The sequence below is a fragment of the Mesorhizobium sp. L-8-3 genome (assembly GCF_016756615.1).
In the GTDB taxonomy this organism is placed as follows: Bacteria; Pseudomonadota; Alphaproteobacteria; order Rhizobiales; family Rhizobiaceae.
The window spans coordinates 5,758,451-5,783,617 of the sequence record NZ_AP023262.1; the positions used below are offsets into that span (position 1 = coordinate 5,758,451).

The following is a 25,167-nucleotide window of genomic DNA, read 5'->3' on the forward strand; positions in this document are numbered from 1 at the left end:
CGACGCTCGGCCCGGCTGTCCAGTCTCTTCAGTGCTTCGTTTCGCCCGCGGCCAGTTTCGCCGCCTGGCCGATCCAGTCATCGCGTCCGATGCGCCCCTTGAATGCGAGATAGTCGTCGACCCAGGCGATCTCGGGCGCGCTCCAATCCGCGATCTGCGCATAAGTCCAGACACCCAGCCCGTTGAGCACGCTCTCCAGCTTGGGACCGATGCCTGATATCTTCTTGAGGTCGTCCGGCGCATCCGGCCTGTCGACCGAAGCCGGCCGCCGGAAATCCTCGGGCAGCAAAGCGGCCACAGTCTCGGCGGCAACCGGCGTCACTGCCTTTTTCACGCCCGCCTCGTCGGTGACCGGCGTCGCCTCCTCCGGAACGTCCACGTTCACCGCCTCCTGCGCATGGGCGATAAGCGTGTCGGCGGCAGCGCGTGCGCGCGCTGACGGGGTCCGGCGGGAGGGCTCGGATCCGAAATCGTCCGAGCCTGATGCGAGCAGCCGTTGCGAGGCTTCCGCCATGCCGGCCACCGCCCCCATCCACATTCCGAAGGCATGACCGGCAAAGCCGATGCCGAGCGCGGAGGCCGCGGCGAAACCGCCGGCCGGATGCACCATCAGATTGACGGCGCTGGCCAGCTCCTTCGGCAGCAAGGCGTTGATCTCGCGGTTCATCTCTTCAAACTGCTTCACGTCTGGCATCAAATGCTCGGGTATGGAAAACATCGACATCGTCGTCTCCTCAGCCGATTTCCGTTGGTCCCTGCCCTTGCCGTTTCCTTGTACCGTTCCTGCTTGTTGTGCTCTTATTCGGCCGCCACCAGCACGGGCTCGCTGCGATGGGCGTTGCGCGAAAACTCATCGATGCGCCGCTCGATCTCGGGGCGGAAGTTGCGGATCAACCCCTGGATCGGCCAGGCGGCTGCGTCGCCGAGCGCGCAGATCGTGTGGCCCTCGACCTGCTTGGTCACGTCGAGCAGCATATCGATCTCGCGCTTGTGGGCCTCGCCGCGCACCAGCCGTTCCATGACGCGCCACATCCAGCCGGTGCCCTCGCGGCACGGCGTGCACTGGCCGCAGCTCTCGTGCTTGAAGAAGTAGGAGAGCCGCGCGATCGCCTTCACGATGTCGGTGGACTTGTCCATGACGATCACGGCCGCGGTGCCGAAGGACGACTTCCTTTCGCGCAGGCCGTCGAAATCCATCGGGCAGTCGATGATGTCCTCGGCCTTGACGACCGGGCAGGAAGCCCCGCCGGGGATCACGGCGAGCAGATTGTCCCACCCACCGCGGATGCCGCCGCCATGCTTCTCGACCAGTTCGCGGAAGGTGATGCCCATCGCCTCCTCGACCGTGCATGGCGTGTTGACGTGGCCAACCAGCATGAACAGCTTGGTGCCGACATTGTTGGGCCGGCCGATGGACGAGAACCACGCCGCGCCGCGGCGCAGGATGGTCGGCGCGACAGCGATGGACTCGACGTTGTTGACAGTGGTCGGACAGCCATAAAGGCCGACATTGGCCGGGAACGGCGGCTTCAGCCGCGGCTGGCCCTTCTTGCCTTCCAGGCTTTCGAGCAGGGCCGTCTCCTCGCCGCAGATATAGGCGCCGGCGCCGTGATGGACGTAGATATCGAAATCGTAGCCGTTCTTGTTGCCCTTGCCGATCAGCCGGGCCTCGTAGGCCTCGTCGATGGCCCGCTGCAGGGCCTCCCGCTCGCGGATGAACTCGCCGCGAACATAGATGTAGGCGGCGACCGCTCCCATGGCGAAGCCGGCGAGCAGGCAGCCTTCGACCAGCGTATGAGGGTCATGGCGCAGGATGTCGCGGTCCTTGCAGGTGCCAGGCTCGGATTCGTCGGCATTGACGACCAGATAGGCCGGTCGGCCGTCGCTCTGCTTGGGCATGAACGACCATTTCAGGCCTGTCGGGAAGCCGGCGCCGCCGCGGCCGCGCAGGCCCGACGCCTTCATCTCGTTGATGATCCAGTCGCGGCCCTTCTCGATGATGCCGGCCGTGCCGTCCCAGTGGCCGCGCGCCATGGCGCCGGCCAGCGACCGGTCGAACCGGCCGTAGATGTTGGTGAAGATGCGGTCCTTGTCCTGAAGCATTATTCGTCCCTCAGACCGGCTTCTTGCCGAAGACGCGGATATATTCGGCGACGCCGCCCTTGGCGAGCGCCTTGGCCTGCTTCACCCAGTCGTCGCGTTCGATGCGGCCCTTGAAGTTCAGGTAACCGTCGACCCATTCGCGCTCGGCCTTTTTCCAGGACGCGACCTGGGCAAAGGTGAAGATCCCCAGCGAATGCAGGATGCCTTCGATCTTCGGGCCGACGCCCGAAATGAGCTTGAGATCATCGACCGCCGTCGGCCTCTCGATACCGGCCGGCCGGTTCCCGTCGTCGAGCGACGGCTTTGCCGGCGCCTTCTTGCCGGCTGCCACTTCAGGCGCCTTGAAGGCGGTCGCCGGCTCGGCCTTCGGGGCCGGCGACTTGCGCTGTTTCGCAACCTTTTCAACCTCTTCCGAGGCTTTGTTCGCAGCCGCAGCCGAATGGCGCGGCGCGGCGACGCTCGCGGCCTTCTCGGCGGCCGGCGCGACCTTCGCCGTCGAAGGAGAGTTGACGGCGGGATTGGTCTCCAGCGCGTCTGTCTTCGGCTTCGCGGATTTCGACGGCGCGACCGGAGGCGAAGCGACAGCACCCCCGGCCGCGCTCGCCTTGGCTGCCTTGCCCGTGCCCTTGGCGACAGGCTTGAGAACCGACTTCTCGTCGGCAAGCGAGGTCAGGCCCGAGATCGGCGCGGAGAAGACGCGGTCGGTCTGCGGGCCGGTGGGCACCGACGCGCCCTTGCCGGCCTCGAACTGGTCGATGATCTCGGCCAGCCTCTCCGGCGTCAGGTCCTCATAGGTGTCCTTGAAGATCATCACCATCGGCGCGTTCACGCAGGCGCCGAGGCATTCGACCTCTTCCCAGGACAGCGTGCCGTCGGCATTGGTGTGGAACTGCTCGTGATGAATCTTGGAGCGGCAGACATCCATCAGCGCTTCCGAGCCGCGCAGCATGCAGGGCGTCGTTCCGCAGACCTGGACATGGGCGCGCGTGCCGACCGGCTTGAGCTGGAACTGGGTGTAGAAGGTGGCAACCTCGAGCACGCGGATATAGGGCATGGCGAGCATGTCGGCGACGTGCTCGATCGCGGCCTTGGTCACCCAGCCCTGCTGTTCCTGGGCCAGCATCAGCAGCGGAATCACGGCCGACTGCTGACGGCCCTCGGGGTACTTCTGGATCCAGGTCCTGGCCTGCGCCGAAAAAGCCTTGTCGAAGGCGAAGGACGCTGGCTGGACGGCTGGCTCTGCAAGACGGCGGACGGACATGATGATCGCTTTGCTTGTCTCTTAGTTCCTGTGGCAGGCGCGGACGGGTTCCTGCATGCCTTCGACGGCCTCTGGACGACGGACGGACACTAGCGGTCGACCTCCCCGAACACGATGTCGAGGGAGCCCAGCACCGCTGATATGTCGGCCAGCATGTGGCCGCGGCAGAGGAAATCCATCGCCTGCAGATGCGCGAAGCCCGGGGCGCGCAGCTTGCAGCGATAAGGCTTGTTGGAGCCGTCGGAGACGAGGAAGACGCCGAACTCGCCCTTGGGTGCCTCGACGGCGGCATAGACCTCGCCAGCCGCCACGCGATAGCCTTCGGTGTAAAGCTTGAAGTGATGGATGAGGGATTCCATCGAACGCTTCATCGCCGCACGCTTCGGCGGTACGACCTTGCCATCGAGATTGGAGACCGGACCGGTCTTCTCCTTGCCGAGCAGGAGATCGACGCATTGCCGCATGATGCGCGCCGACTGGCGCATCTCTTCCATGCGGATGAGATAGCGGTCGTAGCAGTCGCCGTTCTTTCCGATCGGGATGTCGAAGTCCATCTCCGGATAGCATTCATAGGGCTGCGACTTGCGCAGGTCCCACGCCGCGCCCGAGCCGCGCACCATCACGCCGGAGAAGCCCCATGCCCAGGCGTCGTCGAGCGAGACCACGCCGATGTCGACGTTGCGCTGCTTGAAGATGCGGTTAGGCGTCAGGAGATCGTCGAGGTCCTTGACGGTCTGCAGGAACGGATCGATCCACTTGCCGATGTCCTCGACGAGCTTTTCCGGCAGGTCCTGGTGCACCCCGCCCGGCCGGAAATAGGCCGCGTGCATGCGCGCGCCGCAGGCCCGCTCGTAGAACACCATCAGCTTCTCGCGCTCCTCGAACCCCCAAAGCGGCGGGGTGAGCGCGCCGACGTCCATCGCCTGCGTCGTGACGTTGAGCAGATGCGACAGGATGCGGCCGATCTCCGAATAGAGAACGCGGATGAGTTGTCCGCGCTTCGGCACCTCGATGCCCAGCAGCCGCTCGACGGCGAGCGCAAAGGCATGTTCCTGGTTCATCGGCGCGACATAGTCGAGCCGATCGAAATAGGGCACGGCCTGGAGATAGGTCTTCTGCTCGATCAGCTTCTCGGTGCCGCGGTGAAGCAGACCGATATGCGGATCGACGCGGTCGACCACCTCGCCGTCCAGCTCGAGCACGAGGCGCAGCACACCGTGCGCGGCCGGGTGCTGCGGGCCGAAATTGATGTTGAAGTTGCGGACGGAGGTTTCAGCCATGGGCGCTGCCTGCGCAGTGAATGGTGAATGGTGAATGGTGAATGGTCATTGCCCAAGTCCGCCCCGCTCCAGCGATCGAACGAACTGGACCAGCCTCTTTCCAAGCCTCGCGTAACGCTCGTCCAGTTTCGACGACTGTTCCGCAGATATCAGCCCGATCCGACCGCACAATATCGTGTGGGTCTCTAATTCCTTCAGAGACCCCTGGGCAATCCTGAGGAACTGAATAAAGGTCCGCCTCTGCGCGCGACCAAACCCTTCCGCAATATTCGCGGGGATCGAGGTGGCACAGCGTCTCAGTTGGGATGTCATCCCGAACAACTCCTCGCGCGGAAACCCGCGCGTAAGCGAATAGACGTCCTCGGCGATATCCATCGCCTCTTTCCAGACAATCAGATCGCGATAGTCGCGTATCTTCCCTGGTGTCTCGTCCATTCACCATTCACTATTCACCATTCACTATTTCGCCTTTTCATCGCCCGGCAGCACATAATCCGTCCCCTCCCACGGCGACAGGAAATCGAAATTACGAAATTCCTGCTTGAGCTCGACAGGCTCGTAGACCACGCGCTTGGCCTCGTCGTCGTAGCGGACCTCGACGAAACCGGTCAGCGGGAAGTCCTTGCGGAGCGGATGCCCCTCGAAACCGTAGTCGGTGAGCAGGCGACGCAGGTCCGGATGCCCGGAGAAAAGGATGCCGTAGAGGTCGTAGGCCTCGCGCTCGAACCAGTCGGCGCCGGGGAAAACGCTGGTGACGGAAGGCACCGGCGTATCCTCGTCCGTCATCACCTTGACGCGGATGCGGTTGTTCTGGCGCGGCGACAGGAGGTGGTAGACGACATCGAAGCGCTTCTCGCGATAGGGATAGTCCACGCCCGAAATGTCGATGAAAGATACGAACTGGCACTGCGCGTCGCGGCGCAGGAAACTCATCACGTCGACGATGTCGCCACCGTCGACCGTGATTGTCAGTTCGCCATAGGCGACCAGGGATTCCCGGACACGAGCGCCGAGCTTTTCGCCGATATAGCCGGCGAGGTCGTTAAGGGCTTCACTCATCTCGCATCACCGCTCGATCGTTCCGGTGCGGCGGATCTTCTTCTGTAGAAGAAGGATGCCGTAGAGCAGCGCTTCCGCGGTCGGCGGGCAGCCCGGCACATAGATATCTACGGGCACGACACGGTCGCAGCCGCGCACCACCGAATAGGAATAGTGATAGTAGCCGCCGCCATTGGCGCAGGAGCCCATGGAGATGACGTAGCGCGGCTCCGGCATCTGGTCATAGACCTTGCGCAGCGCCGGAGCCATCTTGTTGGTCAGCGTGCCGGCGACGATCATGACGTCGGACTGGCGCGGGCTGGCGCGCGGCGCGATGCCGAACCGCTCGGCATCGTAGCGCGGCATCGAGATGTGCATCATCTCGACCGCACAGCAGGCGAGACCGAAGGTCATCCACATCAGCGAGCCGGTGCGGGCCCAGGTGATGAGCGCTTCGGACGAGGTGACGAGGAAGCCCTTGTCGGCCAGTTCGTCATTGATGCCGCCGAAAAAGGCATCTTCGGACCCGACCGGCTTTCCGGTCCTGGGATCGAGTATGCCCTTCGGCTTCGGCGCGACGAGCGTGCCGGAACTGTCGTTCAATCCCATTCCAGCGCCCCTTTCTTCCATTCGTAGATGAAACCGATCGTCAGCACGCCGAGGAAGATCATCATCGACCAGAAGCCCAGCATGCCGATCTCGCCGAAGGAAACCGCCCAGGGGAACAGGAAGGCCACTTCGAGATCAAAGATGATGAACAGGATCGACACCAGGTAGAAGCGGATGTCGAACTTCATGCGCGCGTCGTCGAAAGCGTTGAAGCCGCACTCATAGGCCGACAGCTTCTCCGGATCGGGGTTGCGGTACGCCACCAAAAACGGGGCGGCGATCAGGGCCAGACCCACAACGAGCGCCACGCCGATGAAGATCACGATCGGCAGATAGGAACTCAGCAGTCCGTTCATTGGCTGACTTTCGTTTGGCTGCGGACAGACAACAACTACAGCACGACACACGCGATGGAAACGTGACGTTTCATCGCCCATGCTGCATTGCGGCGAGCGTTAGCGCAGCCCATCCGGCGGCGCAAGCCCAACAGTGGCGAAACTGTGGTCCAGAAGGTCTTGCCTGCCCTTACGGAAGCGCCGGGAAACGCGCAGCTATGGCCTTAGGTGGTCACAGGCTGTTCTGCCTACAGTTGCCAAAGAGCAAACGGAGAACCACGGATTGCCGACTCAATGGACTGAGCCATGGGGTCGGCGGTTGATCCGCACTTGCGCTGATTTACGGCCGCCCATGCATGGCGGCACCCATATGGATGGCGTGTCTTCACGATCGGCCGCGCCAAGGAACCGGCTCGGCTTGCCGTTCGGAGAGAGCCCGTATGGCCCTGCCCCGAAACCCTATGCCGTGCCGCCTCGGTTCCAGCCGCGGCCACGGTCGCCGATCAGTTCGAAGCCGTCCTTGTGGATGGCGATCGTGTCTTCGAGCTTGATGAAGCCGCGGCGGGGGTGGAGCATGGTCGTCTCCACCGAGATCACCATATTGGCCTCCAGCGGCCGCGCGGCATCGACGCCCTCATAGGCGACCGGATGGTTAGTCATGAGGAAAGGCACCTCGTGGGTGATCAGCCCCATTCCATGGGCGAAGAAATCGGTGAAGGCCGCGCTCTTCGACGCTTTCAGCACGCTTTCCGCATGAGCGATCATGTCGCTGCCCAGCGTGCCCACGCGCGCCATCGACATCGCCGCCTGCTGCACCGCGTCGATCTCGGCCAGGAGATCGACCAGTTCCTGGTCCGGCTCGCCGAGCACGCCCATCCGGCAGAGATCGCCGATATAGCCGTGATAATTGCCGCCCGAATCGAGCGACAGCACTTCGCCCTTCTGCCAGCGCTGCGGCGACACGGCGCGGTTATGGCTGGAGCCGATCGTCAGCAGGCAATATTCGAAGGTCAGGCCGCGATTGGTCTCCTCGCGGCGCAGCGCCTCGACGATCTCCTGTTTCGACGCCCCCTCGCCATGGCTGGCGAACACGGCCAGCATGGAATCGGTGATCTTCTCGGAGGCGAGCCGCAACTGGTCGAGCTCGGCGTCGGTCTTGATCGCCCGCATGCGCTCCAGCATGCCCGTCGCGTCGACGAATTGCGGCCGGCCGAGCTCACGCACAATGGCCTGGTAGGCGTCGAGCGGCAGGAAGGCCGGCTCGATGCCGATCCGCTTGCCGGCGGCGCCCAGCTTCTTCAGATGTGCGGCCGCGAGCTCGGCCGCGTCGACGCTTCCCCAGGACGCGGTCTGCACGACCGGCGTCCAGAACGGATTGTTCTGATGCTCGCCACCCTCCATCTTGTTGCCGACATAGGCGGCATTGCCCGGCCTGCCCTTCTCGTAGACCACCACGGGCAGGTAGCGGCTGTGGCCGATCGCATCCATGGCCGCGAAGAAGATGAATTTGTAGCCGCCGAGCAGATACTGCACATTGTGTTTCGAAGTCGCCAGCAGGATGTCGATGCCGGCCTCGCCCATCAGACGGTCGACGCGCTGGTGGTCAAAAGGAGCGCCGACCTTCGCGGCGCCGCCGGGGGCAATGTTCACGATTGTGCTCCCTGGTTGTTCCCGCCGGATTGCTGCGACTTGTTGCCGACAATCTGGTAGGACCAGTTTGCCCGTTCGCCATGCAAAGGTCCAGAGCGAATCGTCGCGATGGCCGCCGGCTCGAGCTTCGCGCATGACCGGCGCGCGGGCGACCAACTTGACGTAACGGCATCCCCGCGCAAGGATTTCGGCATTCGACGGTCGAGAGAGAGGGCACGCCAATGGGAATGCTCCAGATGACACGCAGCAATCTGACCTTCGGACAGATCGATCAGGGAGCTGACGCCCAGGCGGGCGCCGCGAACACGATAAGATGCTACCGCACGGCAAAAGCGGAGCTGGAGAAGGACTGGATTTCGGACAGGCGCTACAGAGAGCTTGGGCCGCCGGAATTCGGCAATATGAACGCGATCGCGAGCATTCACCGCGCCGGCTTTCGTGACAGGCAGGAGGACGGGATGAGAAGTCCTTTCCTGTCCATCGCCACGAACTGGCGCAAGCTGCTCAAGGAATCCGATTCCAGCACGAGCTTTCTCACCAACGACACTATGGTCATGGCGGAGTTCGAGATTCCGCCGCACTATCTGTTCCGCCCCAAGCCATGCGCGCCGCAATCCAAACGGGAAACTGAATGGCTGTACTACGACTTTCCCGAGATGATCGGGAACTGGCTCGTCGCGCTCTACATCCCTCCCAAGTCTCACACCGACAACACTCTGGTGAAGTACACCGGAAAGAACGCAATCCCGTCGAACGTACCGCCCCACCGTTGATGAGGGCGTTGCCGCCTCGTTGGAGGAAATCCGTCGGACTGTGAATTTCGCGCCGTCTCCGGTTTCGACGCTGTCTTCGCTTGGGACGCGATTGCTGCAAAGCTCTCATGCGGGAACGAGCAGTGCGGTGCTCCCCGTTCCCCTTCCCTGGCCAAGACCTGTCAAGCGCCTTGCGCCGGCAGCACAGCCTCGCAGATGGCCGCGATGTGGCGATGATCAGTGCCGCAACAGCCGCCGAGCACTCGCAGCGCGGGGAGAGAACGTCGCAACGCGACATAGCGCCGTCCGAGATCGACCGGATCGCCTTCATCGAGCGTCGTCGATTCGTCGAGTTCCTGGTGGCTCCTGCTCGACGCGTTGGCGCGGACGCCCTGGACACGCGCCAGCCACGGCTCGCCATTCTCCAGCGCGTGTGCGAAATGCGTGGGGTGAGCGCAATTGATCATGAAGTAGGCCGGCGAGCCGTCGGTTTGCCGGTCGACGGATTCGATCGCCTCCTGGAGCGACGTCCCGTCGGCCAGCCTGCCGTCCGTCTCGACCGTGAAGGAGACGACACAGGGCATTGACTGCGCCCTGGCGGCGCGGGCAATACCGATGGCTTCGCCGACCGTGTTCATGGTGACCGCCGAGACCATGTCCGCGGCGCTGTTCGCGAAGGAGCCGATCTGGACGCCGTGGTAGTCTTCGGCCTCGTCCGCTTCCATCCGTCCGGCCTTGTAGCCGTCGCCGCGCGGACCCACGACGCCGTTGATGAGGCATGGCGTCGACGGCCCCTCCCATTGTGCGCGCAGGCTCTCGAGAAATGTGACAGCCTGCCTGTTGACCCTGTCGAGGGTGACCGCGTCATGGTCGAGCAGGGCTCCCCAATCGGCATTGGCGCGCCAGGTCGGCGTATCGAGGATGAAGCCGACGCCACGCTTGCGGGCGATCGCCAGGTACCTGGCATAATAGGCTTCCAGTTGCCGCCTCCCCTCTTGCGTGGACAGGAGCGTAAAGGACGCGAAATGCGGAAGGTCGACGCCCTCGTGAAAGATCAGGGTTGTTTCCAGACCACCGTCCGACAGGAAAGCATCCCGCTCCGCCAGCGGAAGAGCATGGCGATACTTGGCCATTCTGGTCTCCAATGTTAGTGTTCGTCGGCCGTTTCCTCACGACACGGCCGGGCTTGACGCTATTTATTGTCGATGCAGGGCGCTCAGGCTAGAAGACTTGTGGTCCGGCATGGGTCCATCGCAAAAAACATCGACATTACATAGGCATAAAGGCTGCGTCAGCCGTCTCTGTTCAAAGCCGGGCGGGCAAAACCGTACCGCAGGTGCAGTCGATCGGAGCAGACAGCATGGGCAAGGGCGACGACACGCGGGACCGGTTGCTGGCGATCGCAGAGGCGTCGGTGCTGGCGAAGGGCTTCGGCGCGACCTCGATCGAAGAGATCATCGCGGAAGCCGGCATCACCAAGAGCGGGTTCTTCTACCATTTCCACGACAAGAACGAACTCGCCCGTGCGATGGTGAAGCGCTACGTGGAAACCAATGACCGCCTTTTCGACGAGATTTTCGGCCGTGCGCGCGAATTGTCCGACGATCCGCTTCAGGCGTTCCTGATCGGGCTCAAGCTGCTCGCGGAAACCATGTCCGACATCGAAAACGGCCATCCCGGCTGTATCATCGCCAGCGTCTGTTACCAGGAACGCCTGTTCGACCGTGGAGTGCATGACCTGACCGCCAGGTCTGTCCGAGCCTGGAACGCGCGCTTCCGCGCATATCTCGAGCAGATCGCGACCGTCCATCCGCTGCGCGAAGCGGTCGACATGGACGACATCGCGGACATGCTTTCCTGCGTCGTGGACGGCGGCATCATCATGTCGCGGACGCTGGGCGACAAGCGGCGCGTCGAGCGGCAGATCCTCGCCTTCCGCAGCTTCGTGAAGATGCTTTTCTCGGCGCCCGCCCAGCCGGACGCCATCAGACCTTCGGTTCCGGCAGCGGGCTAGTAGCGCATCGGCTCGAAGAACGCACCCGAATTTCCGAAAACGCGATGCGTGGATTGGGCGTGACAGGGCGACGTCGAGCTTCCGATTGGACGCGCGGCGCCCTTGGGTCAGACGGCTCGCAGTGGCCGCACTGTCGATCGGGTCGGCTGAAGCGATGTCCGGCTCAGAAACCGCGCGGAGGAACAAACAGGCAGATCGTGCGCCCGTCATTCGCCCCCGCGACGGAGCACCAGTGAAACTCGCCGTCGGGGCTGTTCCTGATGCGGGTGTCGGAATAGGGGATCACCTCGCCCGTCCTGACGATGACATATCCTTCGGACTGCTCGCCGACCGCCTTGTCGGCGACCTCACGGCAGTCGTAGCCGGAACAGCAGGCGAAGGGATATGACCATCCGTGCGGCTGTGCCGCGGTTGGCAGGGCATCGTGCGCTCGCGCATAGGATGCCGCGAGCAGCGCCCCCGCGCACAGGAAGACGGCGGCGACCAAAGCCAGCAGCGTGGCGCCTTCGAGACGTTCTCCCGGGGTGCGCTCGCCTACGTCGTCGGCCCTGCAGCCGACATGGCAGCGGCAAAGCGGGTAAAGCTTGCAATCGACTGCGTGCTTCGGTTTCATTGATCGCTCCCGTACTGGCGGCAGTTCGACCTCGTGACGGCCTTGCGCCTCGCGCGCTCGTTGGGATCGCCTCGCGGATCTTGCACGGCGCCGGCCTCCGGTTCGAAGCTCAAGACTGACCGGAGCTACGAACTGCTTGGTACTGTCGCCCGAAGCGTCGCACAGTCAGCGCTATTCGATCGTGAATCCCACATGAAGGCAGCGGGGTGGATGCCGCAGTCATGCCTGAGGCCGACAAGATCTCGACCGCCCGCGCGCCGTGCCGCCGAACTGGTCCGTGGGACATGTTGAGTGGAGGCGGAACCGCTGTTGCGGCGCTGGCGATAAGCTTCGCCTCATGCACACGGGCGCTGTCGAGGTCAACAACGGCGGTACGGCCGCCAAGGCGCGGCAGAAAACCTATGGGCCGGCAAATCTCGCCGTCGGCGAAGGCCAAAAGGCGAAAATCGCTACCGAAAGAATTGAAGCCTCTGGAGAGGACGGGGCACTCAAGCCCTTGGAGAGAAATGGCGCGAGTGACGGGGCTCGAACCCGCGACCTCCGGCGTGACAGGCCGGCACTCTAACCGACTGAGCTACACCCGCGCTTCTGACGGCGGCACCGGATAACAGCGCCCCGTCGTTGGGCGGTGAATTACGGGGTTCGTTCGCGAGTGTCAAGCGCATCGAGAGCGCTTTTCACATTGTCACAAAAGCTTTTTTTCGAACCTCTGGACTTGCCGCAGCGGCACCTCGGGCCGAGCCCGTTTTGTCCTTGCGATCGCGGCAGGAACCGCTTAAACGTCGCCGACGCGGCGGGCGATTAGCTCAGTTGGTAGAGCGCTTCGTTTACACCGAAGATGTCGGCGGTTCGAGTCCGTCATCGCCCACCATTTACAACCGCGATTTTTCCGGCACACTTAGAAAGAGCAATGCCGTCTCGAGTGACTGGGACGCCTGCGGATGCGTGTCGTTCGAATACTCCCACTCTCGGCCGTGTCAGCCTGATGGGTGCATGATCGATCGATTCCCGAGGCGACAATCCAGTCCATTTCGACCTTGAAGGTCCGGACGGATAATTCTGCGCGAGATCCGCGTGCTAGCCGGAGGGAACAGATGCTGATCGTCTACACGCAAGCAGGTACCGACCTGATGGGCACGTTTGGCTTGACCTCGGTTGGCGGCCACGCGGCGCTCGCCGTTCTCAGCACGAGGTCGAAGGTCTATATCTCATGGGTCACGCAGCCAGGCGCGCATGGGCTTCAATATGAACTGGATCACTTCTCGAAGGCGGGTTGGTCGGATCCCGTCTACAGAGTCCAGCTTCCCACCGTCGAGGACGGCGTCAGTTCCCGGCTGTCGGCCGAGAAGGCACTAGGCTGGTGGGACAAAGGTATCTATAGCGAAGCGGAGGCTCATCTCGCCGAGTGGAACATGCAGCGCCCCTCCGGAAAAGACCTCCGTTCCGTCCTGACTGCCAAATACAACTGCGCGCAGGTTGTGAGACAGCTTCTGATGGCGGCAGGCGCAGAACAATATAACCCTGCGTGGTCATCGGCATGGACTCCCGACAACGTAGCGCGGCTCGCATCGTTTCTCCATCGCCGGATTGGCGAAGAACTCCAGCGGGCTGGCGAAGCGTGGCCGGCCGAGAATGCCCCCGCGACTTTCTTCGCTCGTGACACGCTCGCCGGGCGCAATGTGCACCCCTGGCCGAAGAAACCTTGTGCGGCAGCGCCGCACTGACGACCGTCACCAGACTGGCAAAGGAACCTCCGCGGTGGCCGCTTCGCTGCGCGGATCGGCGCAAGGGTCCTGTCCGCCGCTTTGCCTTCGCCGTCTATGCCGCGCGCAGCAGGCATCGTCAGGCAACAGCACCGGTAGCGCCATCAAGATGCCCGACGCCATGCCGAATAGCCAGACCACGGCGGAGTGCGCCGATTGCGGCTGCCCTACCGTCAGACCGACAGAAGCTATGAAGCCCATCCCGCCAGAATGATGCCGGCGGCGCCCGAGATCAGGCATCAAGTGCCGGAACGAGCCCCGTGAAGCGAACAAATATCGGATGCCTTCGCCACAAGGCAAGCAGGCTTCCTTGGCCGCGAAAGGCTCCAAGCAGCCTCGACCGTCACCACAACGATCAAGACAGCGCCAGGCATGGCGCACAATAGAAAAGCCGGGCACGGGGCCCGGCTTTTCGAACTGTCCCTGAGGGAAGCTGCTCAGTTGACAGCGTCCTTGAGGCCCTTGCCGGCCGAGAACTTCGGGACGGTGCGGGCAGGAATCTGCACTTCGGCGCCGGTCTGCGGATTACGGCCGGTCGAAGCCGCCCGCTTCGACACACTGAAATTTCCGAAACCGACGAGGCGGACATCCCCACCGCCCTTCAGTTCGCTGGTGATGACGGAGAAAACCGCATCAACCGCTGCCTGTGCGTCGCTCTTGGAAAGCTTCGCGGTCTCGGCAACGGCGGAGACGAGTTCGTTCTTGTTCATAAAACTTCCCTTCCATGAGAATACCGGGACAATCGACTCAACCGGCAGGAAACGAACTCTAGAAAGAAGTGTTGCGGCAACCAAGCTGGAAAACCGGCCCGGAGCCAGAAATTTCCCGGAATTCCGGGCTTTTTCACAGAAAAGCCGGGCGCTGGGGCCCGGCTTCAGGTCTTGATCGGCGCAGAACGCGACAATCAGTGGGCGAAGCTCTGCGCGCCCGCCTCGTCGCCGGCCTCCGGCTTGGCCGCCGGAGCATCCGCCGGCTCGACCCATTCGATCGCCTCCGGCATGCGCACCAGCGCGTGGCGAAGCACCTCGCCGACCCTGGAAACCGGGATAATCTCCATCCCGCTCTTCACATTGTCGGGGATCTCGGCCAGGTCCTTGGCATTGTCCTCGGGGATCAGCACCTTCTTGATGCCGCCGCGCAGAGCAGCGAGCAGCTTCTCCTTGAGGCCGCCGATCGGCAGCACGCGTCCACGCAACGTGATCTCGCCGGTCATCGCCACGTCGGCCCGCACCGGAATGCCGGTCAGCACCGAGACGATCGCCGTCGCCATGGCCACGCCGGCCGAGGGGCCGTCCTTCGGGGTCGCGCCCTCCGGAACGTGGACATGGATGTCGCGCTTGTCGAACAGCGGCGGCTCGATGCCGAAATCGATGGCCCTGCTGCGGACATAAGAGGCCGCGGCCGAGATCGATTCCTTCATCACGTCCTTCAGGTTGCCGGTCACCGTCATGCGGCCCTTGCCGGGCATCATGACGCCCTCGATCGTCAGCAATTCGCCGCCGACCTCGGTCCAGGCAAGCCCGGTCACAACGCCGACCTGATCGTCCGCCTCGACCTGGCCGAAGCGATAGCGCGGCACGCCGAGATAGTCCGACAGATTGTCGGGCGTGATCTTCACCGACTTCTTCTTGGTCCGCAGGATCTCGGTCACGGCCTTTCTGGCGAGCTTCATCAGTTCGCGTTCCAGGCTGCGCACGCCCGCCTCGCGGGTGTAGGTCTGGATGACCCCCCGCAGCGCCGGTTCGCTCACCGAGAATTCCTTCGGCTGCAGGGCATGGTCACGTACCGCCTTGGGCAGCAGGTGCCGCTTGGCGATCTCGACCTTCTCGTCCTCGGTGTAGCCGGCGATACGGATGATCTCCATCCGGTCCATCAGGGGCGGCGGAATGTTCAGCGTATTCGCCGTCGTCACGAACATCACGCTCGAAAGGTCGTATTCGACCTCCAGATAGTGGTCCATGAACGTCGAGTTCTGTTCCGGGTCCAGCACCTCGAGCAGGGCCGACGACGGATCGCCGCGGAAATCCATGCCCATCTTGTCGATCTCGTCGAGCAGGAAGAGCGGGTTGGACTTCTTCGCTTTCTTCATCGACTGGATGACCTTGCCGGGCATCGAGCCGATATAGGTGCGGCGGTGACCGCGGATCTCGGCCTCGTCACGCACGCCACCCAGCGCCATGCGGATGAACTCGCGACCGGTTGCCTTGGCAATCGATTTGCCGAGCGAGGTCTTGCCGACGCCGGGAGGGCCGACGAGGCAAAGGATCGGCCCCTTCAGCTTTTTCTGGCGGCTTTGCACGGCGAGATACTCGACGATGCGATCCTTGACCTTGTCGAGGCCGTAATGGTCGGTATCGAGGACGTTCTGGGCGAAATCCAGATCCTGCTTGACCTTGGAGTTCTTGCCCCACGGAATCGACAGCAGCCAGTCGAGATAATTGCGCACCACCGTGGCCTCGGCCGACATCGGCGACATGGTCCTGAGCTTCTTCAGTTCGGCTTCCGCCTTGTCGCGGGCCTCCTTGGTCAGCTTGGTCTTCTTGATGCGCTCTTCGATCTCGGCGGCCTCGTCGCGGCCGTCCTCGCCCTCGCCGAGCTCCTTCTGGATCGCCTTCATCTGCTCGTTGAGGTAGTATTCGCGCTGTGTCTTCTCCATCTGGCGCTTGACGCGCGAGCGGATGCGCTTTTCCACCTGAAGCACGGAGATCTCGGCTTCCATGAAGCCCATCGCCTTCTCCAGCCGCTCCTTGACGGAGAGCGTGGCGAGCATTTCCTGCTTCTCGGTGATCTTGATCGCGAGATGCGAGGCGACCGTATCGGCGAGTTTGGAATAGTCTTCGATCTGGCTGGCCGCGCCGACCACCTCGGGCGAAATCTTCTTGTTGAGCTTCACATAGTTCTCGAAGTCGGAGACCACCGAGCGCGCCAGCGCCTCGATCTCGACCTCTTCCTCTCCGGGCTCGACGAGAACGGCAGCCTTGGCCTCGTGGAAATCGACGCGATCGGTGAAGGCGGCGATCTTGGCGCGCGCGGTGCCCTCGACCAGCACCTTCACGGTGCCGTCCGGCAGCTTCAGGAGTTGCAGGACATTGGCGAGCGTGCCGATGTCGTAGATCGAACCCGGCTCCGGATCGTCGTCGGCGGCATTCATCTGGGTCGCGAGCAGAATCTGCTTCTCGGCGCCCATCACCTCTTCCAGTGCCTTGATCGATTTCTCACGGCCGACGAAGAGCGGCACGATCATGTGCGGGAATACGACGATGTCGCGCAGCGGCAGAACCGCAAACACACCGTCGCTGGAAGACCGGGATATCTTGGCCATTGTCTTACCTTTCATTTCGCGGTCGCACGTTGGCCAGCCGCGAATCTCATATTAGCGGTCGCGAACCCTTCCGCCTATCGCTCATTGTGACGCGGAGATTTAAGCACGGAGTTCAGCCCCAACCTCATGCGTTAGGTGGATGCTGAGGCGGCAAAGATCAAGGGCTGTGTGGTGAATGGAGAATTGTGAATGGTGAATGGCCGGATGGATAAGCTCGGCATCGCCTGAAGCATCACATGGATCGGGCGTGGCAGCCAACGCGACCACGCCCGATCCATTCACTATTCACCATTTCGCCATTCACCGGTCAGGCGCTGACGCTGCCCTTTTCCTTCTCGGCATAGATATAGAGCGGACGGGCATTGCCCGAGACGACCTCCTCCGAGATCACCACTTCCTGCACCCCTTCCAGGGCCGGAAGCTCGAACATGGTGTCGAGCAGGATCGCCTCCATGATCGAGCGGAGGCCGCGCGCCCCGGTCTTGCGCTCGATCGCACGCTTGGCGATCGCCGACAGGGCGTTCTCGTGGAAGGTCAGGTCGACATTCTCCATCTCGAACAGGCGCTGGTACTGTTTCACCAGGGCGTTCTTCGGCTCGGTGAGGATCTGGATCAGCGCGGCCTCGTCGAGGTCCTCCAGCGTCGCCAGGACAGGCAGACGGCCGACGAATTCCGGAATGAGGCCGAACTTCAGGAGGTCTTCCGGCTCAACCTGGCGGAAAAGCTCGCCCGTGCGGCGGTCTTCAGGCGAGGCGACCGTGGCGCCGAAGCCGATCGAGGTCTTGCGGCCCCTGTCCGAGATGATCCGGTCGAGGCCGGCGAAGGCGCCGCCGCAGATGAACAGGATGTTGGCGGTGTCGACCTGCAGGAACTCCTGCTGCGGATGCTTGCGCCCGCCCTGCGGCGGAACCGAAGCGACCGTGCCTTCCATGATCTTCAAGAGCGCCTGCTGGACGCCCTCGCCCGAAACGTCGCGGGTGATCGACGGATTGTCCGACTTGCGCGAGATCTTGTCGATCTCGTCGATATAGACGATGCCGCGCTGAGCCCGCTCGACATTGTAGTCGGCGGCCTGCAGGAGCTTGAGGATGATGTTCTCGACGTCCTCGCCGACATACCCCGCCTCGGTCAGCGTCGTCGCATCGGCCATGGTGAAGGGAACGTCGATGATGCGGGCGAGCGTCTGGGCGAGCAGCGTCTTGCCGCAACCGGTCGGACCGATGAGCAGGATGTTCGACTTCGCCAGTTCGACGTCGTTGTTCTTCCCGGCATGGGCCAGGCGCTTGTAGTGGTTGTGCACGGCCACCGACAGCACGCGCTTGGCGTAGGGCTGGCCGATCACGTAGTCGTCCAGGACCTTCAGGATTTCCTGCGGCGTCGGCACTCCCTCGCGGGACTTCACCATCGAGGTCTTGTTCTCCTCGCGGATGATGTCCATGCACAGCTCGACGCATTCATCGCAGATGAAGACCGTCGGCCCGGCGATGAGCTTGCGCACCTCATGCTGGCTCTTGCCGCAGAAGGAGCAGTAGAGCGTGTTCTTGGAGTCGCCGCCGCTGTTGCTGACCTTGCTCATCTTGTTCTAGTCCTTTCCCTGCCACCCGTTCGCCTCGACGGATGACATAGCAATTCCTTGGCGGAAAGCCCGCCGGCGCCAGAGCTGGCACTCGCTGCGCATTTCCGTACCAAGCACAATCCAGAAATCGCGGCAAATGATTTGCGGCTGCCCCAGCATCACGCTAAGCCGTCGAAACTCAACATAGGCTTAACGTAGGCCGAGGCAATCGTCGAGGGAACAGCAAATTGTGACGGAAATGCCGCAAGCGCTCTCAAAAAAGCGTCATTCCCGCCGCAAATCTCTGCGCCGTCACGCCGCGGACACCGCCGCTTCTATGGCTTCGCGCGACGAATAGACCTTGTCGATGATGCCGAAATCCTTCGCTTCGTCGGCCGTCATGAAATGGTCACGGTCGAGGGTGCGTTCGATTGTCTCGTAATCCCGCCCGGTATGTTTGACGTAAACCTCATTCAGGCGGCGCTTCATCTTTATGATGTCCTGGGCGTGCCGCTCGATGTCGGAGGCCTGGCCCTGGAAGCCGCCGGAAGGCTGGTGCACCATGATGCGGGCGTTGGGCGTGGCGAAGCGCATGTCCTTCTCGCCGGCGCACAGGAGCAGCGATCCCATCGAGGCGGCCTGGCCGACGCAAAGCGTCGAGACCGGCGGCTTGATGAACTGCATGGTGTCGTAGATCGCCATGCCCGAGGTCACCACGCCGCCGGGCGAATTGATGTAGAGCGAGATTTCCTTCTTGGGGTTCTCGGCCTCGAGGAACAGGAGTTGCGCGCAAACCAGCGTCGCCATGCCGTCTTCGACCGGCCCGGTGATGAAGATGATGCGTTCCTTGAGAAGCCGCGAGAAGATGTCGAAGGCCCGCTCGCCGCGATTGGTCTGCTCGACCACCATCGGCACGAGGTTCATATAGGTTTCGACGGGGTGCTTCATGAATTGTCCCTTTGCCCGGATTCCGGCGCAGCAGGCCGGAATCGACTTGAATTGCTCGCTTGTTAAATAGGACGTCGCCTCCGTCCTGCGCAAGGCCGGCGCGCCTGATGCCGCCCTGGCAGGTCTCGGAAAAGTGTCCTGCGGCATTCCGACGGGAACCTGCGGCAAGTAGAGCAACTGGCAGGTGAATCGTGGACACGGCCACCCAAACCTGCCTGGCCTGCGCTTTGGCGCGGCGAAGCCTGGGGGGTCATGCCGCCTCGGCGCGCAGCCATCGGACGAGACCGGCGACATCGCCGTCCTCCACGGCCGTGGCCACGCGCCGCCCGACCGCCGCCCCGAATTTGTAGCCGTGGCCCGAACAGGCCGAGATCACGAGGCACTTCCCGATTTCGGTGCCGAAGAAGCGCTCGTCGTCGGTGAAGGTGTAGGCGCAGGTCACCACGTCGGTGATGCGGTATTCGCGCACGCGCGCGATCGGCGGCTGGAACAAGTCGCGGATCGCCTCGCCCTCCCCTTCGACCGGAAGCCTGTTCCAGTCCGCGTCGCTTGTCGGCACCTTGTGCAACCCGGTCCCGAATTTGAGCCCCGCCCCGCCGCTCGGCGGAATCATGTAGCCGTCGGTGCGCCCGCCGACGTCGAGGACGACCGGCGCCCTTTCCCAGGCCTCGCGCAGGTCCGCCGGCGGCTCGGCATAGGCGAGAGCCGTGCGCCAGGTCTTCAGCGTGCCGGCGAGATGTGGAATGAGCTTCAGCACCCAGGCGCCGGCGGCCACCACGATGCGGTCCGCCTCGATGCTCGACCCGTCTGCGAGCCCGACATGTCCAGCATCGGCATCGATGTCGACAACCCTGCTGTTTTCATAGAGGAATGCCCCCTTCTCCTTCAGCCAGACGGCGAGGCCGGCCGCGATCCGCCGGCAGTGCAGCGCCCCTCCCTCGGGCGAGAAGAGGGCATAGCGAAAGGTGCCGGGCTCGAGAAACGGCCAGCGCAAGGCCGCCTCGGCGGGTTCGAAAAGCTCGAACGGATAAGCTCCCGCCGCGAGCCCGTCGCGATACTGCTCGGTCTCGTCGCCCGCCTCGCGCGAGATGCACAGGAAACCGCGCGGATCGAGATGGCACGTGCCGAGATCGGCCCACATCTCGTCCCAGGCCTCGTAGGCCTCGGTGATCAGCCTGCCATAGCCGGCCGCCGTCCCGTAGGCCCGCCGGATGATGCGATGGTGATCGCCGGAGGCGGCGAGCGGATTGGGGATCGGCCCCTGTTCGATGAGGGTGACCTGATGGCCGCGCTTGACCAGCGACCAGGCCGTGGACAGTCCGGCGATGCCCGCGCCGACGATCGCAATCCTCATGCCTCGAACTCCTTGACCAATGACCCAATATCAGGCGCGTCAACATACGGTCTGGAAAAACGCGGGCAAGCCGGGCTAGAGAGCGGCCATGATCCAGCCTCGCTATCTCTCATTCGACGCAGAGACCCGCCGCGTCGGACTCGACCCCCACGACCAGGATTTCGTCCAGGACCCTTACGAGGCCTATCGCTGGCTTCACCAGGCCGCCCGCAGCTTCTACTGGGAAGATTTCGGCTTCTGGTGCCTGGGCGGCCACGACGACGTGAACCGGCTGCTGCGCGACCGCCGCTTCGGTCGCGAGAAGCCGGCCGGTGCCGCCGACAGCCAGGGTGTCTCAGGCGACCGGCTGCATCTTGTGGATTTCGACGCGATCGAAGCGAATTCGATGCTGGAGCTGGAACCGCCGGTCCACACGCGTTTGAGGATGCTCGTCAATCGCGCCTTCGTCTCCCGTCAGGTCGAACGCCTTCGTCCGCGCGTGGAGAAGTTCGCCAACGAGCTGATCGACGGTTTCGAGCGCGCCGACGAGGTCGATCTACTGCCGGCTTTCGCCGCGCCCTTGCCGATCACCATCATCGCCGAGATGCTGGGTGTGCCGGTGGAGATGGGCCAGCAACTGCTCGACTGGTCCCACAGGATGGTCGCCATGTACATGCATGGCCGCACGCGCGAGACCGAGGAGACCGCCAACCGGGCGGCACGCGAGTTTTCGGATTTCCTGCGCTCCTACGTGGCCGAACGCCGGCGGCAGCCGGGAGACGACCTCCTGTCTCTGCTCATCTCGGCGCAGGAGGACGGCCAGAAGCTGACCGAGGACGAACTCGTCTCCTCGACCATCCTGCTGCTGAATGCCGGCCATGAGGCGACCGTCCACCAGACCGGCAATGCCGTTCGCACGATCCTGATGCGGGGCGGCGACCCACGCCGCCTGTTCGCATCCACTGAGGTCACCGAAGCGACGGTCGAGGAATGCCTGCGATACGACGCGCCGCTGCACATGTTCACGCGTTACGCCTATGGCGAGATCGAAATCGGCGACGGCATCGTGCTCAAGCCGGGCGATCAGGTCGGCCTGCTCCTTGGGATGGCCAACCGCGACCCGCTGGCATTCTCCGCCCCCGACAGCTTCGACCCAGCCAGGACCGACGGAAAGAACGTCTCCTTCGGCGCCGGGATCCATTTCTGTATCGGCGCACCGCTCGCCCGGCTGGAGTTGCAGACGGGCCTGAAGGTGTTGTTCGACCGCTTGCCCGGGCTTCGTCTGGCCGAGGTGCCGCGCTACCGCGACACCTATCACTTCCATGGGCTGGAGCAGCTTGTCGTGCAGCCCTGATGTCTTCGTGCCGCACAATGTCGCGGCATCGCGCATCGCGCGGCTCCATCCGTCCGGACCCGGCGCCCGAAGCTTGGGGAGGCATGCCCCGATGTCTCTTGCTTTGAGTCCATATGTCGACTAGTCTCGACACATGGAAAAAGAACAAGCGATCCTTGCCTTCGCCGCGCTGGCGCAATCGACGCGGCTCGATGTTTTCCGGCTGCTCATCGGGCATGAGCCGCATGGCCTGCCGGCGGGTGACATTGCACGGCACATGGCGGTGCCTCACAACACGATGTCGACACATCTTGCGGTGCTGGCGCGCGCCGGATTGATCGAGGCCGAACGGCAAAGCCGATCGATCGTCTATCGGGCCCGTCTCGATGCGGTCCGGGCGCTTGCCGGCTACCTGCTCAAGGACTGTTGCGGTGGGCGGCCCGAGATATGCGAGCCGCTGATCGCCGACCTGTCCCCATGTTGCCCACCCAGGCATCCTGCCCTCGAGGAGGCCGCCCATGACTGACCGCATCTACAACGTTCTGTTCCTTTGCACGGGCAATTCCGCGCGCTCGATCCTGGCAGAGGGTATCCTGCGCAAGGAAGGGGCGGGCCGATTCAACGCGTACTCCGCCGGCAGCACGCCAAAGGGCGGCGTAAATCCCTTCGCTCTGAAAGTCCTGGCTGCGCTCGACTATCCCACCGACGGCTACCGCTCCAAATCATGGGATGAATTCGCGGTGCCGGGGGCGCCCGAAATGGATTTCGTCTTCACAGTCTGCGACGACGCCGCCGGCGAAGCCTGCCCGGTCTGGCCCGGCCAGCCTATGACGCCGCATTGGGGTATCGAAGACCCTTCCAATGTCGAGGGCACCGACATCGAGAAGGAACGCGCCTTCAGCACGGCTGCCAGGTTCATGAAGAACCGGATCATGGCCTTCCTCAGCCTGCCGCATGCCTCCATCGATCGCATGGCGCTCGATCATCACTTGAAGGCAATCGGTCGTCTCGACGGCACAACCTCCAAGACCACGGACGTTGCCTGAACCATGTCGACATTCGAACGCTATCTGACCTTATGGGTCGCGTTGTGCATTGTCGCAGGCGTCGCCCTCGGACACGTGCTGCCGGGCCTGTTCCACGTCATTGGCTCCGCCGAGATCGCCAGGGTCAATATCCCCGTCGCGGTCCTGATCTGGCTGATGATCATTCCGATGCTGCTCAAGATCGACTTCGCGGCGCTCCGCGAAGTGAGCCAGCATTGGCGCGGCATCGGGGTGACGCTCTTCATCAACTGGGCGGTCAAGCCGTTCTCGATGGCCCTGCTCGGATGGCTCTTCATCGGCTGGCTCTTCCGGCCCTATCTGCCCGCGGATCAGATCGACTCCTACATAGCGGGTCTGATCATCCTGGCTGCCGCACCATGCACGGCCATGGTCTTCGTGTGGTCGAACCTGACCAGGGGCGAACCACATTTCACCCTGTCGCAGGTTGCCCTCAACGACGCCATCATGGTGGTCGCCTTTGCACCGATCGTCGGTCTGCTGCTTGGCCTGTCGGCGATCACGGTTCCCTGGGATACGCTTGTCCTGTCGGTCGTCCTCTACATCGTCATTCCCGTCATCATCGCCCAGCTCGTACGCCGGAGCCGCTTGGCGAAAGGTGGAGAGGCAGCACTCCAGGGACTTCTGCGTATGCTGCAACCGCTGTCCCTTGTGGCCTTGCTTGCGACGCTTGTCTTGCTGTTCGGCTTCCAGGGCGAACAGATCATCTCGCAACCCATGATCATTGCGCTGCTGGCCGTTCCGATCCTGATCCAGGTCTACTTCAACTCGGGCCTCGCCTACCTGCTCAACCGGCTCTCGGGCGAGAAGCACTGCGTCGCCGGCCCCTCCGCACTGATCGGCGCATCGAACTTCTTCGAGCTCGCCGTGGCGGCCGCCATCAGCCTGTTCGGCTTCAGCTCGGGCGCAGCCCTTGCCACCGTCGTCGGCGTGCTGGTCGAAGTTCCCGTGATGCTGTCGGTCGTATGGATCGTGAACCGCAGCAAGGATTGGTACGAACGCGGGTCCGCGGTCCGCGCTGAAGAAGCCCAGAGGATCGCATGACTGACGTCACCATCTACCACAACCCCGAATGCGGAACGTCCCGCAATACGCTGGCGCTCATTCGGAACGCCGGCGTCGAACCGAAGGTCATCGAATATCTGAAGACACCGCCGAGCCGGATCGCTCTCGCGGAACTGATCGCCAAGGCGGGCCTCACCGTCAGGGATGCGATCAGGGAAAAGGGAACGCCCTACGCAGACCTTGGCCTCGACGACCCGACGCTCACCGACGAAGATCTGCTCGATGCCATGCTCGAGCATCCCATATTGATCAATCGTCCGTTCGTGGTGACCCCCTGGGGTGTCCGGCTCAGCCGCCCGTCAGAGGTCGTGCTCGACATTCTCCCGCTCCCCCAGAAAGGTCCGTTCGCCAAGGAGGATGGCGAGCTTGTGATCGATGCCGAAGGAAATCGCGTTGCCTGACCTGCCCAATATTGTCGAGCAACTCCTGCGCCTTCCCGATCCGTCGTCCCTGCGTGTTCAGCTCTCGACGCACAAGCCTCGCATTCTTCTTCTCTATGGCTCCTTGCGCCAGCGTTCCTACAGCCGCTTTCTCACCCTGGAGGCGCAGCGCCTGCTTGATGCGCTGGGGGCCGAAACCCGCATCTATCATGCGAATGGCCTGCCTTTGCCCGATGACGGATCGCCGGAACACCCCAAGGTGCTGGAGTTGCGCGAGGCCATGCTTTGGTCCGAGGGTCAGGTCTGGACCAGTCCGGAACGTCACGGCGCCATGAGCGCCGTCATGAAGTCGCAGATCGACTGGATTCCCCTGCCCGGCGGCGCAATCCGTCCAACCCAGGGGCGGACACTTGCGTTGATGCAGGTTTCGGGAGGCTCCCAATCCTTCAATGCGGTGAACCAGATGCGGATTCTCGGCCGCTGGATGCGGATGATCACCATTCCGAACCAGTCCAGCGTGGCGAAGGCATATCAGGAGTTCGACGAAGCGGGCCGCATGAAGCCGTCTTCCTTTTACGACCGTGTGGTCGACGTCATGGAAGAGCTCATGAAGTTCACCCTGCTGACACGGGACATTTCCGGCTATCTCACCGACCGCTACAGCGAAAGAAAGGAGGATGCCGCGAAACTCGAGGCACGTGTGAGGCTGAAGGAGGCAACCTGACCTCCGCTTATCCCGGCGTCCTCAA

25 protein-coding genes and 2 tRNA genes are annotated in these 25,167 nt (G+C 63.1%); 10 read left to right on the plus strand and 17 right to left on the minus strand.

The features are described 5' to 3' along the window. Positions 1-28: 28 nt before the first annotated feature. The 9 genes from JN302_RS26710 to JN302_RS26750 form a co-directional block, all read right to left on the minus strand. Complete coding sequence (locus tag JN302_RS26710) at positions 29-724, minus strand: NADH-ubiquinone dehydrogenase (protein WP_202329736.1); 696 nt, start codon at positions 722-724, stop codon at positions 29-31. Positions 725-798: 74 nt separating this feature from the next. Continuing rightward, positions 799-2,103: an NADH-quinone oxidoreductase subunit NuoF gene (nuoF, locus tag JN302_RS26715; protein WP_202307080.1), complete on the minus strand. Its 1,305-nt coding sequence runs from the start codon at positions 2,101-2,103 to the stop codon at positions 799-801. Between the two features lie 10 nt (positions 2,104-2,113). Beyond that, complete coding sequence (locus JN302_RS26720) at positions 2,114-3,364, minus strand: NADH-quinone oxidoreductase subunit E (protein WP_202329737.1); 1,251 nt, start codon at positions 3,362-3,364, stop codon at positions 2,114-2,116. 89 nt (positions 3,365-3,453) lie between these two features. Further along, the gene (locus tag JN302_RS26725) at positions 3,454-4,644 is read right to left on the minus strand and encodes an NADH-quinone oxidoreductase subunit D (RefSeq protein ID WP_202307082.1); all 1,191 of its coding nucleotides are present in this window, start codon (positions 4,642-4,644) and stop codon (positions 3,454-3,456) included. A 45-nt stretch (positions 4,645-4,689) separates the two neighbouring features. After that, positions 4,690-5,079, minus strand: coding sequence for a four helix bundle protein (locus JN302_RS26730; protein WP_202329738.1), 390 nt, complete (start codon positions 5,077-5,079; stop codon positions 4,690-4,692). A gap of 24 nt (positions 5,080-5,103) precedes the next feature. Next, positions 5,104-5,703 (minus strand): NADH-quinone oxidoreductase subunit C, encoded by a 600-nt coding sequence (locus tag JN302_RS26735; RefSeq protein ID WP_202307083.1) that lies wholly within the window; start codon positions 5,701-5,703, stop codon positions 5,104-5,106. Between the two features lie 6 nt (positions 5,704-5,709). Then, positions 5,710-6,291, minus strand: a complete 582-nt coding sequence (locus tag JN302_RS26740; RefSeq protein ID WP_202307084.1) for a NuoB/complex I 20 kDa subunit family protein — start codon at positions 6,289-6,291, stop codon at positions 5,710-5,712. After that, complete coding sequence (locus JN302_RS26745) at positions 6,282-6,647, minus strand: NADH-quinone oxidoreductase subunit A (protein ID WP_202307085.1); 366 nt, start codon at positions 6,645-6,647, stop codon at positions 6,282-6,284. Before JN302_RS26745 ends, JN302_RS26740 begins: the two co-directional genes overlap by 10 nt. 438 nt (positions 6,648-7,085) lie before the next feature. Then, positions 7,086-8,276, minus strand: coding sequence for a M24 family metallopeptidase (locus tag JN302_RS26750; protein WP_244845955.1), 1,191 nt, complete (start codon positions 8,274-8,276; stop codon positions 7,086-7,088). A gap of 236 nt (positions 8,277-8,512) precedes the next feature. On the opposite strand from JN302_RS26750, the gene JN302_RS26755 reads away from it, so the two are divergent. Further along, positions 8,513-9,049, plus strand: a complete 537-nt coding sequence (locus JN302_RS26755) for a hypothetical protein (protein ID WP_202329740.1) — start codon at positions 8,513-8,515, stop codon at positions 9,047-9,049. Between the two features lie 161 nt (positions 9,050-9,210). Here the strand turns inward: JN302_RS26755 and JN302_RS26760 are convergent, their stop codons facing one another. Beyond that, positions 9,211-10,161 (minus strand): homocysteine S-methyltransferase family protein, encoded by a 951-nt coding sequence (locus JN302_RS26760; RefSeq protein ID WP_202329741.1) that lies wholly within the window; start codon positions 10,159-10,161, stop codon positions 9,211-9,213. Between the two features lie 227 nt (positions 10,162-10,388). Between JN302_RS26760 and JN302_RS26765 the strand changes: the two genes are divergently transcribed. After that, a complete protein-coding gene (locus tag JN302_RS26765) occupies positions 10,389-11,042 on the plus strand; it encodes a TetR/AcrR family transcriptional regulator (RefSeq protein ID WP_202329742.1) in 654 nt (217 codons plus the stop codon). 163 nt (positions 11,043-11,205) lie between these two features. Here JN302_RS26765 and JN302_RS40040 read toward each other — a convergent pair whose 3' ends face one another. Both JN302_RS40040 and JN302_RS26775 read right to left on the minus strand, forming a co-directional pair. Continuing rightward, positions 11,206-11,655 carry a hypothetical protein gene (locus tag JN302_RS40040; protein ID WP_446720679.1) on the minus strand — a complete coding sequence of 150 codons (450 nt, stop codon included), beginning with the start codon at positions 11,653-11,655 and terminating at the stop codon, positions 11,206-11,208. A 507-nt stretch (positions 11,656-12,162) separates the two neighbouring features. Beyond that, positions 12,163-12,239 (minus strand) — tRNA-Asp (locus JN302_RS26775). Positions 12,240-12,450: 211 nt separating this feature from the next. Here JN302_RS26775 and JN302_RS26780 point away from each other — a divergent pair. Further along, a tRNA-Val gene (locus tag JN302_RS26780) sits at positions 12,451-12,526 on the plus strand. Positions 12,527-12,749: 223 nt separating this feature from the next. Continuing rightward, entirely contained in the window at positions 12,750-13,379 is a 630-nt protein-coding gene (locus JN302_RS26785) for a hypothetical protein (protein ID WP_202307094.1), read from the plus strand. Between the two features lie 476 nt (positions 13,380-13,855). Here the strand turns inward: JN302_RS26785 and JN302_RS26790 are convergent, their stop codons facing one another. The 5 genes from JN302_RS26790 to JN302_RS26810 all read right to left on the minus strand — a co-directional run bounded on the left by JN302_RS26790 (position 13,856) and on the right by JN302_RS26810 (position 20,597). Beyond that, a complete protein-coding gene (locus tag JN302_RS26790; RefSeq protein WP_202307096.1) occupies positions 13,856-14,128 on the minus strand; it encodes an HU family DNA-binding protein in 273 nt (90 codons plus the stop codon). Positions 14,129-14,322: 194 nt separating this feature from the next. Beyond that, entirely contained in the window at positions 14,323-16,740 is a 2,418-nt protein-coding gene (gene lon, locus JN302_RS26795) for an endopeptidase La (protein ID WP_202329743.1), read from the minus strand. 307 nt (positions 16,741-17,047) lie between these two features. Then, on the minus strand, positions 17,048-18,316 hold the full coding sequence (gene clpX / locus JN302_RS26800) for an ATP-dependent Clp protease ATP-binding subunit ClpX (RefSeq protein WP_202307101.1): 1,269 nt from the start codon (positions 18,314-18,316) through the stop codon (positions 17,048-17,050). A gap of 291 nt (positions 18,317-18,607) precedes the next feature. Further along, on the minus strand, positions 18,608-19,243 hold the full coding sequence (locus JN302_RS26805; RefSeq protein WP_202307103.1) for an ATP-dependent Clp protease proteolytic subunit: 636 nt from the start codon (positions 19,241-19,243) through the stop codon (positions 18,608-18,610). 250 nt (positions 19,244-19,493) lie between these two features. Beyond that, the gene (locus JN302_RS26810; RefSeq protein WP_202329744.1) at positions 19,494-20,597 is read right to left on the minus strand and encodes an NAD(P)/FAD-dependent oxidoreductase; all 1,104 of its coding nucleotides are present in this window, start codon (positions 20,595-20,597) and stop codon (positions 19,494-19,496) included. An 88-nt stretch (positions 20,598-20,685) separates the two neighbouring features. On the opposite strand from JN302_RS26810, the gene JN302_RS26815 reads away from it, so the two are divergent. The 6 genes from JN302_RS26815 to arsH all read left to right on the plus strand — a co-directional run bounded on the left by JN302_RS26815 (position 20,686) and on the right by arsH (position 25,142). Beyond that, positions 20,686-21,930 carry a cytochrome P450 gene (locus tag JN302_RS26815; RefSeq protein WP_202329745.1) on the plus strand — a complete coding sequence of 415 codons (1,245 nt, stop codon included), beginning with the start codon at positions 20,686-20,688 and terminating at the stop codon, positions 21,928-21,930. A 133-nt stretch (positions 21,931-22,063) separates the two neighbouring features. After that, positions 22,064-22,435, plus strand: coding sequence for an ArsR/SmtB family transcription factor (locus tag JN302_RS26820; protein ID WP_202329746.1), 372 nt, complete (start codon positions 22,064-22,066; stop codon positions 22,433-22,435). Continuing rightward, positions 22,428-22,955 (plus strand): arsenate reductase ArsC, encoded by a 528-nt coding sequence (locus JN302_RS26825; RefSeq protein WP_202329747.1) that lies wholly within the window; start codon positions 22,428-22,430, stop codon positions 22,953-22,955. Before JN302_RS26820 ends, JN302_RS26825 begins: the two co-directional genes overlap by 8 nt. Positions 22,956-22,958: 3 nt before the next feature. Beyond that, positions 22,959-24,017 (plus strand): ACR3 family arsenite efflux transporter, encoded by a 1,059-nt coding sequence (gene arsB / locus JN302_RS26830; protein WP_202329748.1) that lies wholly within the window; start codon positions 22,959-22,961, stop codon positions 24,015-24,017. Continuing rightward, positions 24,014-24,439 (plus strand): arsenate reductase (glutaredoxin), encoded by a 426-nt coding sequence (gene arsC, locus JN302_RS26835; protein ID WP_202329749.1) that lies wholly within the window; start codon positions 24,014-24,016, stop codon positions 24,437-24,439. The genes arsB and arsC overlap by 4 nt, the downstream gene beginning before the upstream one ends. Next, on the plus strand, positions 24,414-25,142 hold the full coding sequence (gene arsH / locus JN302_RS26840) for an arsenical resistance protein ArsH (protein ID WP_202329750.1): 729 nt from the start codon (positions 24,414-24,416) through the stop codon (positions 25,140-25,142). Before arsC ends, arsH begins: the two co-directional genes overlap by 26 nt. Positions 25,143-25,167 lie beyond the last annotated feature (25 nt).

Excerpts from the sequence above, each read along its gene's own strand:
- JN302_RS26765 (WP_202329742.1), top strand. The coding sequence starts at position 10,389 with ATGGGCAAGGGCGACGACACGCGGGACCGGTTGCTGGCGATCGCAGAG.
- JN302_RS26745 (WP_202307085.1), bottom strand. The coding sequence starts at position 6,647 with ATGAACGGACTGCTGAGTTCCTATCTGCCGATCGTGATCTTCATCGGC.
- nuoF (WP_202307080.1), bottom strand. The coding sequence starts at position 2,103 with ATGCTTCAGGACAAGGACCGCATCTTCACCAACATCTACGGCCGGTTC.
- JN302_RS26740 (WP_202307084.1), bottom strand. The coding sequence starts at position 6,291 with ATGGGATTGAACGACAGTTCCGGCACGCTCGTCGCGCCGAAGCCGAAG.
- JN302_RS26720 (WP_202329737.1), bottom strand. The coding sequence starts at position 3,364 with ATGTCCGTCCGCCGTCTTGCAGAGCCAGCCGTCCAGCCAGCGTCCTTC.
- JN302_RS26790 (WP_202307096.1), bottom strand. The coding sequence starts at position 14,128 with ATGAACAAGAACGAACTCGTCTCCGCCGTTGCCGAGACCGCGAAGCTT.
- JN302_RS26730 (WP_202329738.1), bottom strand. The coding sequence starts at position 5,079 with ATGGACGAGACACCAGGGAAGATACGCGACTATCGCGATCTGATTGTC.
- JN302_RS26810 (WP_202329744.1), bottom strand. The coding sequence starts at position 20,597 with ATGAGGATTGCGATCGTCGGCGCGGGCATCGCCGGACTGTCCACGGCC.
- clpX (WP_202307101.1), bottom strand. The coding sequence starts at position 18,316 with ATGAGCAAGGTCAGCAACAGCGGCGGCGACTCCAAGAACACGCTCTAC.
- arsB (WP_202329748.1), top strand. The coding sequence starts at position 22,959 with ATGTCGACATTCGAACGCTATCTGACCTTATGGGTCGCGTTGTGCATT.
- arsC (WP_202329749.1), top strand. The coding sequence starts at position 24,014 with ATGACTGACGTCACCATCTACCACAACCCCGAATGCGGAACGTCCCGC.
- JN302_RS26815 (WP_202329745.1), top strand. The coding sequence starts at position 20,686 with ATGATCCAGCCTCGCTATCTCTCATTCGACGCAGAGACCCGCCGCGTC.
- lon (WP_202329743.1), bottom strand. The coding sequence starts at position 16,740 with ATGGCCAAGATATCCCGGTCTTCCAGCGACGGTGTGTTTGCGGTTCTG.
- JN302_RS26735 (WP_202307083.1), bottom strand. The coding sequence starts at position 5,703 with ATGAGTGAAGCCCTTAACGACCTCGCCGGCTATATCGGCGAAAAGCTC.
- JN302_RS26760 (WP_202329741.1), bottom strand. The coding sequence starts at position 10,161 with ATGGCCAAGTATCGCCATGCTCTTCCGCTGGCGGAGCGGGATGCTTTC.
- JN302_RS26805 (WP_202307103.1), bottom strand. The coding sequence starts at position 19,243 with ATGAAGCACCCCGTCGAAACCTATATGAACCTCGTGCCGATGGTGGTC.
- JN302_RS26710 (WP_202329736.1), bottom strand. The coding sequence starts at position 724 with ATGTCGATGTTTTCCATACCCGAGCATTTGATGCCAGACGTGAAGCAG.
- JN302_RS26820 (WP_202329746.1), top strand. The coding sequence starts at position 22,064 with ATGGAAAAAGAACAAGCGATCCTTGCCTTCGCCGCGCTGGCGCAATCG.
- JN302_RS26825 (WP_202329747.1), top strand. The coding sequence starts at position 22,428 with ATGACTGACCGCATCTACAACGTTCTGTTCCTTTGCACGGGCAATTCC.
- JN302_RS26755 (WP_202329740.1), top strand. The coding sequence starts at position 8,513 with ATGACACGCAGCAATCTGACCTTCGGACAGATCGATCAGGGAGCTGAC.
- arsH (WP_202329750.1), top strand. The coding sequence starts at position 24,414 with ATGCCGAAGGAAATCGCGTTGCCTGACCTGCCCAATATTGTCGAGCAA.
- JN302_RS26785 (WP_202307094.1), top strand. The coding sequence starts at position 12,750 with ATGCTGATCGTCTACACGCAAGCAGGTACCGACCTGATGGGCACGTTT.
- JN302_RS40040 (WP_446720679.1), bottom strand. The coding sequence starts at position 11,655 with ATGAAACCGAAGCACGCAGTCGATTGCAAGCTTTACCCGCTTTGCCGC.
- JN302_RS26725 (WP_202307082.1), bottom strand. The coding sequence starts at position 4,644 with ATGGCTGAAACCTCCGTCCGCAACTTCAACATCAATTTCGGCCCGCAG.